This is a genomic window from Halalkalibacter flavus (assembly GCF_036663575.1).
GTDB classification, from domain to species: Bacteria; Bacillota; Bacilli; order Bacillales; family Bacillaceae_D; genus Halalkalibacter; species Halalkalibacter flavus.
The window spans coordinates 1-14,257 of the sequence record NZ_JAWRVK010000068.1; the positions used below are offsets into that span (position 1 = coordinate 1).

15 protein-coding genes and 1 tRNA gene are annotated in these 14,257 nt (G+C 37.0%); 11 read left to right on the top strand and 5 right to left on the bottom strand.

All coding sequences use genetic code 11. The annotated features are described in order from the left end of the window. The first annotated feature begins 82 nt into the window (after window positions 1-82). The 7 genes from SAY88_RS23390 to SAY88_RS23420 all read left to right on the top strand — a co-directional run bounded on the left by SAY88_RS23390 (window position 83) and on the right by SAY88_RS23420 (window position 6,556). Window positions 83-1,090, top strand: coding sequence for an amidohydrolase family protein (locus tag SAY88_RS23390; RefSeq protein WP_332634748.1), 1,008 nt, complete (start codon window positions 83-85; stop codon window positions 1,088-1,090). Between the two features lie 229 nt (window positions 1,091-1,319). Continuing rightward, the gene (locus tag SAY88_RS23395) at window positions 1,320-2,078 is read left to right on the top strand and encodes a carbon-nitrogen hydrolase family protein (protein ID WP_332634750.1); all 759 of its coding nucleotides are present in this window, start codon (window positions 1,320-1,322) and stop codon (window positions 2,076-2,078) included. Between the two features lie 805 nt (window positions 2,079-2,883). Next, window positions 2,884-3,810, top strand: a complete 927-nt coding sequence (locus tag SAY88_RS23400; protein ID WP_332634765.1) for a S8 family peptidase — start codon at window positions 2,884-2,886, stop codon at window positions 3,808-3,810. A gap of 291 nt (window positions 3,811-4,101) precedes the next feature. After that, the gene (locus SAY88_RS23405) at window positions 4,102-4,749 is read left to right on the top strand and encodes a YdeI/OmpD-associated family protein (protein ID WP_332634751.1); all 648 of its coding nucleotides are present in this window, start codon (window positions 4,102-4,104) and stop codon (window positions 4,747-4,749) included. 24 nt (window positions 4,750-4,773) lie between these two features. Then, window positions 4,774-5,361 carry a HEAT repeat domain-containing protein gene (locus tag SAY88_RS23410; protein ID WP_332634752.1) on the top strand — a complete coding sequence of 196 codons (588 nt, stop codon included), beginning with the start codon at window positions 4,774-4,776 and terminating at the stop codon, window positions 5,359-5,361. After that, complete coding sequence (locus SAY88_RS23415; protein ID WP_332634753.1) at window positions 5,333-5,530, top strand: hypothetical protein; 198 nt, start codon at window positions 5,333-5,335, stop codon at window positions 5,528-5,530. Before SAY88_RS23410 ends, SAY88_RS23415 begins: the two co-directional genes overlap by 29 nt. Before the next feature lie 123 nt (window positions 5,531-5,653). Further along, complete coding sequence (locus SAY88_RS23420; protein ID WP_332634755.1) at window positions 5,654-6,556, top strand: AEC family transporter; 903 nt, start codon at window positions 5,654-5,656, stop codon at window positions 6,554-6,556. A gap of 75 nt (window positions 6,557-6,631) precedes the next feature. Here SAY88_RS23420 and SAY88_RS23425 read toward each other — a convergent pair. Then, window positions 6,632-6,706, bottom strand: a tRNA-Gln gene (locus tag SAY88_RS23425). Between the two features lie 178 nt (window positions 6,707-6,884). On the opposite strand from SAY88_RS23425, the gene SAY88_RS23430 reads away from it, so the two are divergent. Then, on the top strand, window positions 6,885-7,037 hold the full coding sequence (locus SAY88_RS23430) for a hypothetical protein (protein ID WP_250094592.1): 153 nt from the start codon (window positions 6,885-6,887) through the stop codon (window positions 7,035-7,037). Between the two features lie 435 nt (window positions 7,038-7,472). Here the strand turns inward: SAY88_RS23430 and SAY88_RS23435 are convergent, their stop codons facing one another. Together SAY88_RS23435 and SAY88_RS23440 are read right to left on the bottom strand one after the other, a co-directional pair. Further along, on the bottom strand, window positions 7,473-8,435 hold the full coding sequence (locus SAY88_RS23435) for a Na/Pi symporter (protein WP_332634757.1): 963 nt from the start codon (window positions 8,433-8,435) through the stop codon (window positions 7,473-7,475). Further along, window positions 8,428-8,892, bottom strand: coding sequence for a Na/Pi symporter (locus SAY88_RS23440; protein WP_332634758.1), 465 nt, complete (start codon window positions 8,890-8,892; stop codon window positions 8,428-8,430). Before SAY88_RS23440 ends, SAY88_RS23435 begins: the two co-directional genes overlap by 8 nt. An 843-nt stretch (window positions 8,893-9,735) precedes the next feature. Here SAY88_RS23440 and SAY88_RS23445 point away from each other — a divergent pair. Continuing rightward, window positions 9,736-9,978 (top strand): hypothetical protein, encoded by a 243-nt coding sequence (locus SAY88_RS23445; protein ID WP_332634759.1) that lies wholly within the window; start codon window positions 9,736-9,738, stop codon window positions 9,976-9,978. 196 nt (window positions 9,979-10,174) lie between these two features. Next, on the top strand, window positions 10,175-11,200 hold the full coding sequence (locus tag SAY88_RS23450) for a LacI family DNA-binding transcriptional regulator (RefSeq protein ID WP_332634761.1): 1,026 nt from the start codon (window positions 10,175-10,177) through the stop codon (window positions 11,198-11,200). A 202-nt stretch (window positions 11,201-11,402) separates the two neighbouring features. Here the strand turns inward: SAY88_RS23450 and SAY88_RS23455 are convergent, their stop codons facing one another. Then, entirely contained in the window at window positions 11,403-12,515 is a 1,113-nt protein-coding gene (locus tag SAY88_RS23455) for an ABC transporter permease (protein ID WP_332634762.1), read from the bottom strand. Window position 12,516: 1 nt separating this feature from the next. After that, window positions 12,517-13,446: an ABC transporter ATP-binding protein gene (locus SAY88_RS23460; protein WP_332634763.1), complete on the bottom strand. Its 930-nt coding sequence runs from the start codon at window positions 13,444-13,446 to the stop codon at window positions 12,517-12,519. 174 nt (window positions 13,447-13,620) lie between these two features. Between SAY88_RS23460 and SAY88_RS23465 the strand changes: the two genes are divergently transcribed. Further along, window positions 13,621-14,031 carry a hypothetical protein gene (locus SAY88_RS23465; RefSeq protein WP_332634764.1) on the top strand — a complete coding sequence of 137 codons (411 nt, stop codon included), beginning with the start codon at window positions 13,621-13,623 and terminating at the stop codon, window positions 14,029-14,031. The last annotated feature ends 226 nt before the right edge of the window (window positions 14,032-14,257 follow it).

Here is a 14,257-nt window from a genome sequence, read left to right on the forward strand (position 1 = left end):
ATTTAAAGGGTTCTTGTTAATCCGGATCAACTGGAAATCTCTAAATGAGAGCTCTTAAAGATATAATACGAGGAGGGATTCAATGAACTATTCAGGATGGAAGAACTACCACGCACATATTGATAAAGGATTTTTGATTCCACCTAGAAAGTACGCTGATGCCCCAGCACCTAAAAGGGCTGAGTGGACGAGGAAAGCAAAGAAAGAAATGACTATATTTGAAATAAAAGAATCAGCAACTAAAGCAATTGAAAAGATGTATTATTACGGAACTACCTATGTCCGTACACATGTTGATATTGATCCATTGTTTGAGTTAAGAGCATTAGAGGCTCTTTTAGAATTGAAGGAGGAATGGAAAGACCGCCTCGTTCTTGACCTAGTTGCTTTTAATCAAGAAGGGTTTGACCGATTCCCTGAAACAGAGTATATGCTAAAAGAGGCTTTGGAAATGGGTGTATCTGGAATTGGTGGTCACACAAGTATGGATAAAAAAGGAAAAGAACATATAGATAAAATTATGAGCTTAGCTGAGGTATATGATGTTGATTGGATTGAATTTCATACGGATGAAACAGGTAGAGTTGATGACTTTCATTTACCCTATTTAGCACAAGTTACGAAGGAAAGAGAGCTAAAAGATAAGGTGACAGCCATTCATTGTTGTTCCTTAACCAATGTGGATGATAAGACCGCCCAGGAAACGATTGAAGCTGTGGCAGAATCTGGTATGACAGTAACAACATGCCCGACGGCTATTGCTACCCGTTCTCTGACAAGAGTAAAAGATTTGGCTAAGGCAGGAGTGACCATTCAGTTAGGCTCTGATAACTTACGGGATTTCTTTAATCCTTTAGGTAGTGGAAATATGTTGCAATATGCTCAGCTATTAGCTTATGTTTCACGTTTTTATGAGGCGGAAGAACTAGAGCAACTGTTAATGTGGATCAGTAGAACTCCAAATAATCAGAGAGTTCAAAGTGAGTTGGCGAAAGTAACGTTAGATCTTCAATATGATTGTAAGTCTTTATCTGAATTAATAGCGGAGGCACCTGCTCCTGCATCTTTTAAAATTGAGGTGGTGAAGTAAAGACGTATATGTATCAGTTGATTGTTTTAATTGAAAACTAAAAAAAGTAAGCAAAAGGGAGACCAATTCATTTAAACGGACTCCCTTTTTGGGTTGTCTTAAGGCATTCTTAGGAAGCACTATAAAGATAATTCTACCTAAATAAATGAAGGAAATTCACACAAAGTTCTAAAAGTTTAGTAGTATGATCTAAGGTATAAAAGTACGAGGATGAAGTGGGAGGAATTTCATGAGGGAAGTAAAGGTTGCTTTATTGCACTTATTACCAATTGCTGGCGATATTACATATAATCAAAACCTAATAGAAAAAGCAGTTAACCAAGCAGCAAAAAGAGGGTTGGATTGGATTATTACACCAGAATTAGCTACTAGTGGATTACAATTTACTCATATCATTGGGACTGATTGGATTAACCACCAACCAGATAAATGGATGAAGGATTTTTATCAAAAGGTTAAGTCGTTAAAAACAACTGTATTTTTAGGTTGTGCGGAAAAACAGAACAACCAATTATACAATTCAGTTTTTGTTATTAATCAAAATGGTGAATTGCTTGGAAAACAACATAAAATTGCAAGGGTAGATAATTGGTCTACATCAGGTGGATTCATTGAACCGATAGATTTAGGGGATATAAAAGTTGGAGTGTTAATATGTGCAGATGCTTACACAAAAAATATTGCAGATATATTAGTAACAAAAGGGGCAGAAGTTTTAGTTGCTCCTGCGTCTTGGGGGCCAGGTTTACACGGACCGAATGGTGAGTGGGAACAAAGGTCCATTGATACAGGGGTACCTATATTTGTGTGTAATCGAACGGGGGAAGATAGAACTGTTTCGTTTTGGAACGCGGAAAGTTTGGTTATAAAGAATGGAGAACGACTACTTTCGTACAAATCTGATCAATCTGCTATTTTAATTTTTCACTGGGATTTAGATGACATGAACTTATTATCTTCTGACTTTGAAGTGGTTAAGATTGATTGACCTTTTATTTCATATCTAGGTAAGTCAGAGTATTAAAAAAATATTGGATATTAGAGGGCACTAAAAAAGGACGACTTTTACCTTTTAAGTGCCCTCTATACTTTTTGTGAGATCAGGAGATACTGGTCAATTTTGAGAGGTAATCTTGAACCTTATTAATCTTAAAATCCATTAAGTCGACCTCTGTCAAAACTCTAATCCATTTATCCCTCTTCTATTTAATAGAGTTGCTTGACCTAGGGATTAAGTAATAAGTAATGATTTTAGGATAGAAATCTAACCAGTATAAACGAACGAATATTCGTATTTTTACACCTTGACGCCTCTGATCATGGTACAATCATAATTGACATATATTCCATAATTATCCTGAAGTACTAAGCCACTTTATGAATTACCTCGAACAAGCCTTGCCAGTCATCTAATTACTGCGTAGGGCTTGTTTTGTAAACAAGGAGGTGATAGTCGTGTTGGAGTGGCTGGAGCTTTTTCTAAAATTGTCAGTGCTTGCTGCCACAGTTTTCTCTTCCATCACTCTCGGATTAAAAAATGTGAAAGAACTCAGAAAAAAGTCCAAAAAGAAAAGACGCTTCCCTTAAGGAACCGTCTATACAAAATGAAAACCTTCTCATCGTTTATTATAATACGAGTTTAGTCGAATGATGCATGAATATTTAAAATGATACAAAATGTTTATATTTGTAGTGGCGTAATGAGGGTAAATGGAATATATGTCGCCATTATTTGAAAAGGGGGAATCACATTGAGTAAAGTAAGTTTAATCCCTTATACTGTTCAAACTGTCATGAAAGATACAAAAGTTATACCACCAGGGATAGAGTTAATTGAGGCTCCTTCTGTTTGGAAGCAAGGGTATTCTGGTGAAGGAATTGTCATTGCTGTTCTGGACACAGGTTGTGATTCCGATCATTTTGAACTAAAAGATCAAATCATTGATGGGTATAATTTTACAACAGATGACAACGGTGATAGAACCATTTTTGAAGACTATAACGGCCATGGTACTCATGTTTGTGGAACGATCTGTGCTGCTGAGAATGAGGCGGGTGTCATCGGTGTAGCACCAAAAGCAAAGCTTCTTGTCTTGAAAGTATTGTCAGGACAAGGGTTTGGAGATACTAGATGGGTTACTGACGGTGTTCGATATGCAACAAATTGGCGGGGGGGAAATGGTGAACGAGTACGCGTTATCTCTATGTCATTAGGAGGTAGAGAAGATAGCACTGAATTGCATCAGGCCATTCAAGAAGCAATAAAGCAGGATATCCTTGTTGTTTGTGCTGCGGGTAATGATGGGGATGGAAAAGATGAAACAGATGAGTATGCCTATCCGGGGGCCTATCCAGAAGTAGTACAAGTCGGGTCGGTGAATTTACGAGGAGAGATTTCTAAATTTAGTAATACCAATTGTAAGATTGATTTAGTTGCCCCAGGTGAAGAGATTCTTTCTACCTATCTTAACAATGAATTTGCGGTATTATCAGGAACATCGATGGCAGCGCCGCATATATCGGGAGCGGCCGCGCTTATTATTGAACAGAGCGAGAAAGAGTTCGATTGTCCGTTATCAGAGCCGGAACTTTACGCTCAGCTTATTAAAAGAACGGTTTCATTGAGTTATAGCCGACGCTTTCAAGGGAATGGTATTTTGAAGCTAGTATCTAGTTTAGTTACAGTGAGAGAAGATCATAAGATTACTTCCGCGAAATAAAGAATAAGAATTAGAATAAGCTGCTGATTTCACTTTGAAATCGCAGCTTTTTTGTCTTACTAGCACCAAAGTCGCGAGTGTTCGAGGCGTTATGGCAAGTAAGGAAAAATATACGGGGAGTAACGGGACATAATGAGAAATAGAACTACTACTACAAGGAAGAAAAAAACACTATAATAATTAAAAAGACCTTGATATCGGCATGAAAGAATCACAATGAAATTGCAATGTACTAAGAAAAGCTCGTATAGCCGTATTAACTAAGGACTATTTTAAAAAGGAGCCTTTCCAATGACAATTATAAATAAATTAAAGCTCAATAAGTACTCAAACATGGCCGTTATTAATCAACCGCATGACTATGATTTATTCAATGAGTTCAAGACGACATTATCCAAAGATCATGATGCGATTTTTGTCTTCGTAGAAACAGTTAACGAAATGGTTGAGCATACTCAACGGATCATCCAAGATCGGTGCTTACTTGAAAAAGGATACGTATTTTTTGCTTACCCGAAAAAAGGCAACAAAAGATTTACTACCTATGTTCACAGAGATGAAATTTTTCCAGCGATGCAAGTAGGGGAAGATGGATATGTAGAAAACAGCGATTTGAAGTTTTCACGTATGGTTAGCATGGATGACATCTTCACTGTCGTTGGATTAAAGCGTGAGAAAAAGAAGGAAAAAAAATCATCGGCTACAAGCCAGTGCGTTGCAGATTATGAAGGTCATGTACCAGATGTTGAAAAACTACTAGCTGATTATCCAACTGAGCTTAGTTTTTTCAAAAATCTCACACCGGGTTATCGAAGAGATTGGGCTCGTTTTATTTTTTCTGCTAAGCAAGAAAAAACCCGTGAAAAGCGCAAAGAACAAATGGTTGAAGTCTTATCACAAGGATATAAATCTATGGATTTATACCGTCAAAAGAAATAGGACTGTATGATAAAGGAGAAGCATATGGGATATTATGATCTCTCAAAAGAAGAAAGAGTCCATGTCTACAAAACGATGGAAGGCAATATTACTGACGATGTAAAACAAAATAAAGTTGATTATCTACTTCAATATGCGGCAGATCAAGATACATACATTCGAAAAAATGCTTATCTGATTATAGGGCGTCTGTATCATTCCAATCCACCTTTGCAAGAAGCGGTTCTTCAAATAGCGGAAAAGTTGTTGGCACATGACGAAGAGAAGATTAGACAGACAATCGTTAATGCGCTTGGGGAAATAGGGAAAAAAGATGCAAGTAGTGTGATGGCTTTTTTTGAAAAGGCTTTATTCGATGAACATCATTCTGTTCGAAATGCAGTGATTGGTTCGTTCAAAAAAATGGGAAAGGTCAATCCAAAACCGGTCCTGTCTATTTCAAAAAAATATTTACATCACCCCGATCCAGAAATTCGAAGAGAAGTCATTCATGGTATTGAGTTAAGAGGGAGGACCCACCCTGAGGAAGTGTTGCCAATACTGAAAGAGGCTCAATTTGAAACCGTAAAAAAGGGTGCGAAATATGATCATTCATGTACTTGGTCAAATTAGTTATAAAGAAGGTTGTTTAGAAAAAGTTGTACAAAACCTGCGTGAATGGGAAAATAAAGAGTTAGTACAAGAAGCAATCATTGAAATAATAGACGTTCACCAAAGGTACATAGATTTCAGTGATAAAACCGCTGAGGAGGCCCAAATTTATATTTCCAAACATTTATAATTCTGGTTCGTAGTCTTAATCATATGAATTTTTTTGTATTTCAAGCTATAGTGGAGGAGTGTAGCTTTTTTACTCAAACTCTTTCTTACGCAAATACAAATACTCTGAGGAGCGTATGTTTTTATGAACCAGGAATTTCTTTATATTATTTTAATTATTGGTCTTGGATACCTATTAAAGCGTTTCAATATTTTACAAGAAAAAGATGGGGAAGTTATCTCGAAAATTATTTTTAAAATTACCCTTCCTGCTTTAGTGGTTGTTACATTTCATTCAGTAGATATCGATACTACTTTAATTTTTTTACCATTTATCGTTTTCATTTTTGGTTTAATTACAGTGTTTCTCGGTTTGTTAGTTTTTAAAAATGAGGAAAGAGAACTGAAAGGCTCTTTTCTAATGCTCTCCGGATTTAATGTTGGATTATTTGCATTTCCTCTCGTTTATGCAATGTGGGGAATGGAGGGGTTAACGTATTTTAGTATGTTTGATGTTGGAACATCATTTATTGTCTTTGGACTCGCCTATATTTTCGGAAGTTATTTTTCAAAAGAAGGGCTACGTCTTAAGCCATTAGATATATTTAAGAAGCTTGGCAAGTCTATCCCTTTAATGACCTATATTATTGCGAGTGCATTAAATTTTAGTAATGTTCAATTGCCTGATACATTGATTCATGTAGCAAGTACAATATCAGCAGCCAATATTCCTTTATCTTTGTTACTATTGGGACTTTATTTAAATTTTAAAGTTGAAAAACAATTTATAAAACCTATATTGAATTATTTAACTTTTCGTTATAGCTTAGGTTTGATTGTTGGTGTAGCTTTGTATTTTATCCTTCCATACGATCAAATGTTTCGATATACAATCATGATTGGTCTGTTACTACCTGTTGCAGCATCTGCCTTAGTATTTGCGGTCGAATTTAAATATAGCACTACTCGTCTAGTTGCTACTATATCTAACATAACGATTGTCATTAGTATCGTAATTTTGTATGTTTTTGCTAATTTCATTATTTAGATGCACTGTGTATTGGGTGAGGGGATTATGCTAGGTTAAAAAAAGCTCCTGTGGGATTTTTTTATGAAAAGAATATGGCTGGGCTAGCAGGATTCGAACCTACGCATGACGGAGTCAAAGTCCGTTGCCTTACCGCTTGGCTATAGCCCAGCGAAGCGACATTTATATAATATGCGCATTCAGAAAGATTATACGGTTTGAATGAAAAATTTATTGAACGTTGATTCCAATCTTCTCCTTATGAAAAGCTGCTTAGTACGATAACCATGCATAACTACAACAAATATGAAAAAACTAACTAAGAATAACTTTAAAAGGGGGTATCGCATTGGCAACTGGAAAAAGCTTTAATCATAAGAGAAAAAGTCATCCCGGTGCATTTCCAAAAGGTAGTGAAATGAAGAAGCCGAAAAATAATATTGAAGAAGATGGATACTTGGTTACAAAAGAGGCATTTAGAAATCGAGTAACTGAGGAGTAAAAAAGTGTCTGTCCCTAATCAATTCGAAGGGACAGACACTTTATGTTATATATTAGTGGTAGCTATTTCGTCCATTTGCACTGCCACTTGTTTTATGCTTAGGTCTGCTTCCTTTTTTCTGTTTCGTACCACCGCTTTTATTACTATTTTTCGTCATAATCAAACCTCCCCTGGGTAATTTAAATGAAAATCATGTTGCCTTATTATCTTTAGCATATTAGTGCTAGTCATGAGCAACAATTGTTGGAAGGGAAGGGAGGTAATTAGTCGATTACTCATTTTTTCGCTTCATCAACTTCATCTCTTCTTGGCTTTTTAAATGAAGTACGGCTCTCCATAAATGATAAGCGAGACGATCTATCCAGTGAATCGTTGTACAATTTTTATTACCGATTGAATGTTTGTTTGATCGGTGACGGTAGATTCGAATAGCTTCTAACGGTCCTGTTTTCGCAGCTCTGCAATTGCAAAAGAATGATGCTCTGTTACTTCTAATAAATGATCCCAATTGTTTTTTTCGATATTATCAATGGTTTCTTCAAAAATATCTGCTAGTTGTCCTACTAATTCATTTACCCTCTGATCCGTTTTTACAGCATCCATATAATCCTCTGATTCCTTTAAAGCTCTGATCAGTCTCTCTCCGTGATCTAAACTATGAATCATTCCGACATGTTCTTCGTATTGCTGGTGAGTATTAGGGTTGGCAATCGCCGTTAAAAACTCTTGCACCTCTTGTAATCCCTTTTCTTCCTTATTAAAGTCTACAGCGTTTTTCTCGAGTAGTAAGTTTTGGGCTTTTACAGAAATAGAAGATAGAATTTGTATCATTGCTCTTCTAGATGCCTCTATTCCAATGGGTCCAACAGATGCAACAGTTGGATCTAAAAACTGATGATAATTCTCATCTTGATCTGGAACAATTCGTTTGATCAATATCTTAAACCAAGGAAGAATGCTTAAGACTACGACGACACCAATCATATTAAATAATGTATGAAAAATAGCTAATGCGACTGCTAGATCCGTAATATGCAATTCTTCTGTAATTAGCGAGACGATTTGTAACAACCAATGCAGGAAAAGCAAGGCAACAATCCCTGTTATTAAATTGAACAAAATATGAGCCGTTGCCGTTCGTTTAGCCGCGATTGTTCCACCCATTGCGGCTAAAAAGGCCTTTACAGTTGTCCCTACATTTTGTCCAATAACCAAAATGGCGGCTTGATGAAAATCGATCGCCCCAGTATGCAACGCTGTAAGAGTCGTTACCACTGCAGCGCTAGAGGATTGCAATACGACCGTCAAAATGATTCCAACAATAACTAAAACAATCGTCCACCACCACTGGTCTCCACTAAAATTATGAAAATCTATAAAAGCCGGTAAGTTACCCATCCCACTTTGCAGGACAACCTAGAAACAACAAGCCAAACCCAGCTAATGCTATACCGTGAGCTTCAAACTTATTTTTAAATAAAAACTTCAATAATACCCCAACGCCTATCAGGGGCAAAGCTAGTACAGACATCTTAATTTGAAACCCAATAGCAGAAACAATCCATCCCGTACTAGTGCTCTCCACATTAGCTCCAATAATGACACCAATCGACTGACTAAAGGTTAACAAACCGGCACTTACAAATCCAATCGTCATAAAGGTCGTAGCACTTGAGGACTGAATTAAAGCTGTAATAAATGCTCCTGATAAAACGGAAGAAAAGGTCCCTCCCGTAAATTTTCTCAATAAATCTTTTAATGCGTTTCCTGCTACTGCCTTTAACCCCTCGGTCATTAAATGCATTCCGAGTAGAAAAAGCCCAACCCCGCCAAGTATCATGCCGAACATCTCCATAGGAACGCCCCCTCAACCCTCTTTCCTTAATTTTATCGTTGATGTTGAATAGTTTACAATGATGATAGGTGGGAAATTACAAAAGCTTGAAGATAATTCAAAGAATATTCACACATTTCAATTTAATCATTATGGTATAATTACATTAGAAAGAGATAACAAGAAATACAACAGTTAACACACTAGGAGGCTCAACCATCTACGTTGGTTCCGTTAAGAAGTAAGATCATTAACGAAAGACCAAACAAGCTAACAGTTGTTAGAGGGATGGGGCAAGAATCCAATTTAACCACGATTAGTACGGGAAACAAATCCATGGATGAATGAGCAAGCGATGTTAGATGTGAAGCAATTAAGTGTATCGTGCTGTATGGATGAAATTTTTGAGTAAGTGAGAGTAAATTTACTGAAAGGAATTTCTATGAACCTACGGAACGGACAAACATCACAGTTCCCTCTCAGAAGCATTGATTTCTATAAGAAAAGTTTAATAAGGGTGATGTTAGACTGGTTGGGTCTCCTAAGGTGTTAACGGTTTGAAAAATCTAGCTGATGATAGCTAGGTTTTTTTGTATTTTCCTTAAATTAATACTAATGAAACCTGAGTGATATTGAATTAGTAACGACAGTTGACCGGGGGAGTGACACAAGGCAAGTGTAATTATAAAATAGTAATGGGGAAACATGTTGAATGAGCTACTGAATTAAAGAGCGACTGTCTCGAGGCATAAATGGGGAGATACGAAAATAAATTTTATCTCTACCTATGTCAGTTGGGACATTAAAAAGTATCCTAATTGATAAAGGGACTATAATTTATAAGAAGCAATTGGAGGATTCATTATGGAACAACAGCACGTACTAAGAGTAATTGACTTTAGAAATACTGAACATAAAACAACGTTTGTGAAATTCTCTGGATACGATCACGTTTCTGGAAAAGATTTTGAAGGAGAGGTTAAATTTGTTGGCGGCAGGCCATATGGGGATATCATTCATCCTGAAAGGTCTACTTTATCTCCTGAATGCATTCATTTTGTTCAAGAGCTACTGTTAGATAAGTACAACGCCAGGGAATTTCATTGATTGTACATAAATTAAAGGTTTGGTGTTAGCATTAGCAAGCACCTTGAAATCGTTTTCATGTATGTGTATAATTAAGGTAGGAGTATTATGTCTAAACTTTAAAATTATGATTCTTTAACATAACGAAGTAGAAGAAATGCTGGTACCGCTATGGTTGTATTGAATGGAGGTATCAGACTCGGAAAGGTAAATTATTATGCAACCAACTATCTATGATGTTGCGAAGAAGGCAGGAGTATCTATTGCAACTGTATCGAAAGTAATTAATAAAAATGGACGAATTGGAAAAGAAACAAGAAAAAAAGTTTTGAAGATTATGGAAGAATTAAACTATCAACCTAGCGTTCTCGCTTCTGCTCTGACAGGGAAGAGGACGGAAACAATAGGGGTATTAATTCCGGATTTAACTAATCCTTTTTTCGCAGAAATTACAGCTAGTATGGAAGAACGTGCTCATGAACGTGGCTTCAGTGTAGTTATATGCAGTACGAATGATAGTGAAGAGAAAGAAGCGAAATACATCTCCTTACTATTGAGAAAAAAAGTGGATGGCTGTATACTAGCATCCCGTTTTAAGCAAGTCGGTTTAATTGAAAATATGGTGAAGCAAGGGATCCCAGTTGCATTAACTAGTCAGGATATCCCTTCTCTTAATTTGAATACCGTTTCTGTTGACGATTACAAAGGTGGATATAAAGCTACCGCTTATCTTGGTTCTCTTGGCCATAAAAAAATAGCAATGATTGCTGAGAAAAATGTTCGAAGCAGTCATGAGAGAATAAAAGGGTATGTTGATGCAATGATTGAAATGGGCTTTTCTGTTGATGACACACTCATCCGGGAAGTAGAACCAACAGTGACAGGAGGTAAACAGGCAACCGAAGAATTATTGTCTTTGAAAGAACCTCCTACGGCCATTTTTGCAGGAAATGAAATTTTAGCAATAGGAGTATCTCGGGCGGCAAGATCATTCCAGCTAGATATCCCAAACGATTTCTCTGTCATTGGATTTGATAATACATTACTAGCAACGATTTGCGATCCACCATTAACAACCATTGCTCAACCAATTGAACAAATAGGTAAACAGATTGTCGATATATTGATTAGTGAAATTAATGGGGAATTAGGAAACAAGCAACGCATTATGCTGCCGCCAGAGTTAGTGATCCGTAAGTCCACAAAGGAATTGTCCGGAGGTAAGCGTTTGGATGAAGGGTGAATGACGATTTAGGAGAAGGGGTGTCTCAAAATGTCTGTTTTTGACCTTTTGAGACACCCCCGAAGCAATGAGCGGAGTCGCTTCATCTTTTAAAAGCCTTGAGAGGAGTGGGTTCTCCTCTCAAGCCGCGGAGCGAACGGAGCCAATACCACCTCTGTTCGGCCTTTTGGGACAGCCCCATTTTTTGTTCATATACAAATGCTTACCTCGTTGCTACAATTGATTTTCTTTTGTATAACCATGATCCAATCATAAAGGTAATGACACCCCATAAGACCATAATCCCAATTCCACTCCAAAGTGTTGTCGAAAAGACACTAGTTGAATAAACCATACTTTCTCTTAAGCCTTCTACAAAATAGGTGAGGGGAAGAATATTTGATATGGGCTGAAGCCATGACGGCATTGTTTCAACCGGGAAGAACACTCCGCTCAAAAACAACATGAGAAAGCTGGTAATATTGGCCACACCCATATAAGCTTCTGTCGTTTTACTGAAGGAAGAAAAGAAGTATCCTAATGCATTAAAAGATAAAGCCCCTAATAAGAAGACGACAAGAAGACTCGGAAAGTTAATGAATAGATTTGCCCCAAATATGAGTACACCTATAAGAGATAATAAAATAATTTGAATGACGCTAAATAGCAAGCGCATGATCATGTCACTTAATCCAAAGAGGTTCATATTTGCAGGAGTCATTCGTAACCTTTTGATCAACCCTTTTCGGCGCATTTCTACTAAGTCAACCATGCCGAACATTCCGCCTTGAGCGATGGCTAGGGCAATCATTCCAGTAAGAAGAAAGTCTGTATAGCTTAATTCTGTATCGCCGGATGAGATCGACTCAAATTGTAATTCATATGTAGGTGCTGCACCCACAGCATAGAGATTGGCTTGTTGGACAAAATGATTAAGTGTGCCTGAAAGGGCTTGTGTAGTTACTCCTTGTTCGTCTTCTTTGTTAACAATAAGAACGATAGAAGTGTCATCTTCTGATTCTGGTAAAACGATGGCTGCATTTACATCCTGATCTTTTACCATTTCCTCTGCTTCCTCTCGACTGACAGGTTTGCTAGATTCTATTTCAAGTACAGGAATTTTGTTAATTTGTTTAAGGAGCATTTCAGAAGTGGCATTTGGATTTTCGTTTACGATCGCTACTTCTGCAGAAAACTCACTATCTGAACTGCCGCTAAAAATGGACATAAAGATGACCATCAGGATAACTGGGAAGAAAATACCCCAAAACCATGCTTGTTTTTCTCGAAACGTCAGTTTTAATTGAGCCAAGAACATTTGCTTAAACTGTTTCAACTTAATCCCTCCATTCCTTACCAGTGAAGGCAATAAACACATCTTCCAAACTCATTTCACGGATCGAGACTTGTTCTACCTGATAGTTCTTTTCCTTTGTAAATCCAAATAAGTCATACAATGTATCCTCAGGGTTTGATGTCCAAAGTTTTAGTGATGTTTCCTCGCGTTCTGTACGGGCAACGGATTCAAGATTTCTAGAAAATAGATTAGCTTCTTCTGCAGCTTCTACTCCGTCAAGAAATGATAATCGTACTTCGCGTTCTTCTGTTAATTTTTCAATAAGGGCAGATGGTGTATCCACGGTGATGACTTTTCCTTGATCTACGATACAAACTCGATCACTCAACTTTTCAGCTTCTTCCATATAGTGGGTTGTTAAGATGGTCGTTTTTCCTAATGCTTTTAGCTGGAGGACAATGTCCCAGATGTTTCGCCTTGCTTGAGGATCAAGTCCTGTTGTCGGTTCATCGAGGAAGATGATGTCAGGGTCACTAATCATCGCGAGGCCAATGGCAAGTCGTTGGCGCTGACCTCCAGATAGTTTTTTTACATGATTATTGCGGTGATCAGTAAGATTAACGAGTTCTAGAATTTCCTCAGTAGGGCGGGCCTTGTCATAAAAAGTAGCAAAAAGGTTCAGGTTTTCTTCAGGGGTTAATAAGTCAAACATGGCACTTGACTGGGGCTGTACACCAATTTTCTTTTTAATCGTTTTTGCGTGCTGATCCCAGTTCAACTCACCAAAGTGTATCTCTCCATGATCCGGTGTAACCAATCCTTCAATCATTTCAAGAGTGGTTGTTTTTCCTGCTCCATTTGGACCAATGATCGTAAATACTTCTCCAGCTATTACTGAAAAGTTGATGTCCTGAACAGCATGAATAGTTCCAAATGATTTTTTTAGGTTTTTCACTGTTAATACAGCCATTTACTTTCCTCACTTTCATAGAATTTTCAACATGTAATAATACGGAATAATTTGCAGAATAGTTTCACGATATCTGAACCATTTTTATTTTATTAACTTAAAATGGGAATTAGTGTTAAAATTTAAAACAAAGTAGTAGTCTTGAATAGGGTAGTTTGAGAAAAGTGAAGGGGGATGGTCACGATCGATTTTTTTATATTTGTTATATTTGCTACGGTTGGTGGGTGTTTGTTAATTGGTACGACAAAACAAGAAAAGAAATGGCTTGGTGGAATTGGGGGAATAATGGCCGTCATTTTTATTGTTGTTAGTCAAATAATTAAACTCCAATCGGGGTTCTTTGTAGAACGAAGTGTAGAAACTTCAGAGCCTGTTGGATCTTGGGTCGTACCTTGTTTTATTGTTCTAGCACTTTATTTACTTGGTATGATTAATTACCGCTGGATCAATGCCGCGATAAAGAAACAGTCGTGGCAAAAATGGGGATTAATTAGTTTGGATATATTATTCAGTCTTATTTATCTATGTTTCGGAGCATTTGCACTTTTTGTCGTTACTTTCACATACTTTCCGTTTGCACCATAACAGATAGATAAGAGCGAACAGTTCTAGCACTGTTCGCTTTACTTTGTGGTTGGACAGCTGTACTAGACTTTGAATTGATTGTGAATAAGTAGTATTTATATGGATGAGACAAAGGTTTTATGTTAACTCAACTTAAAGGAGATCAATGTTATGATGCTAGTATAGTTTCATGGACACAACTTAGTTAAGTTTCTATAGATTTGTTACACTATATAGAAGAAAGGTT

Excerpts from the sequence above, each read along its gene's own strand:
- SAY88_RS23390 (WP_332634748.1), top strand. The coding sequence starts at position 83 with ATGAACTATTCAGGATGGAAGAACTACCACGCACATATTGATAAAGGA.
- SAY88_RS23395 (WP_332634750.1), top strand. The coding sequence starts at position 1,320 with ATGAGGGAAGTAAAGGTTGCTTTATTGCACTTATTACCAATTGCTGGC.
- SAY88_RS23400 (WP_332634765.1), top strand. The coding sequence starts at position 2,884 with ATGAAAGATACAAAAGTTATACCACCAGGGATAGAGTTAATTGAGGCT.
- SAY88_RS23405 (WP_332634751.1), top strand. The coding sequence starts at position 4,102 with ATGACAATTATAAATAAATTAAAGCTCAATAAGTACTCAAACATGGCC.
- SAY88_RS23410 (WP_332634752.1), top strand. The coding sequence starts at position 4,774 with ATGGGATATTATGATCTCTCAAAAGAAGAAAGAGTCCATGTCTACAAA.
- SAY88_RS23415 (WP_332634753.1), top strand. The coding sequence starts at position 5,333 with ATGATCATTCATGTACTTGGTCAAATTAGTTATAAAGAAGGTTGTTTA.
- SAY88_RS23420 (WP_332634755.1), top strand. The coding sequence starts at position 5,654 with ATGAACCAGGAATTTCTTTATATTATTTTAATTATTGGTCTTGGATAC.
- SAY88_RS23435 (WP_332634757.1), bottom strand. The coding sequence starts at position 8,435 with ATGGGTAACTTACCGGCTTTTATAGATTTTCATAATTTTAGTGGAGAC.
- SAY88_RS23440 (WP_332634758.1), bottom strand. The coding sequence starts at position 8,892 with ATGGAGATGTTCGGCATGATACTTGGCGGGGTTGGGCTTTTTCTACTC.
- SAY88_RS23445 (WP_332634759.1), top strand. The coding sequence starts at position 9,736 with ATGGAACAACAGCACGTACTAAGAGTAATTGACTTTAGAAATACTGAA.
- SAY88_RS23450 (WP_332634761.1), top strand. The coding sequence starts at position 10,175 with ATGCAACCAACTATCTATGATGTTGCGAAGAAGGCAGGAGTATCTATT.
- SAY88_RS23460 (WP_332634763.1), bottom strand. The coding sequence starts at position 13,446 with ATGGCTGTATTAACAGTGAAAAACCTAAAAAAATCATTTGGAACTATT.
- SAY88_RS23465 (WP_332634764.1), top strand. The coding sequence starts at position 13,621 with ATGGTCACGATCGATTTTTTTATATTTGTTATATTTGCTACGGTTGGT.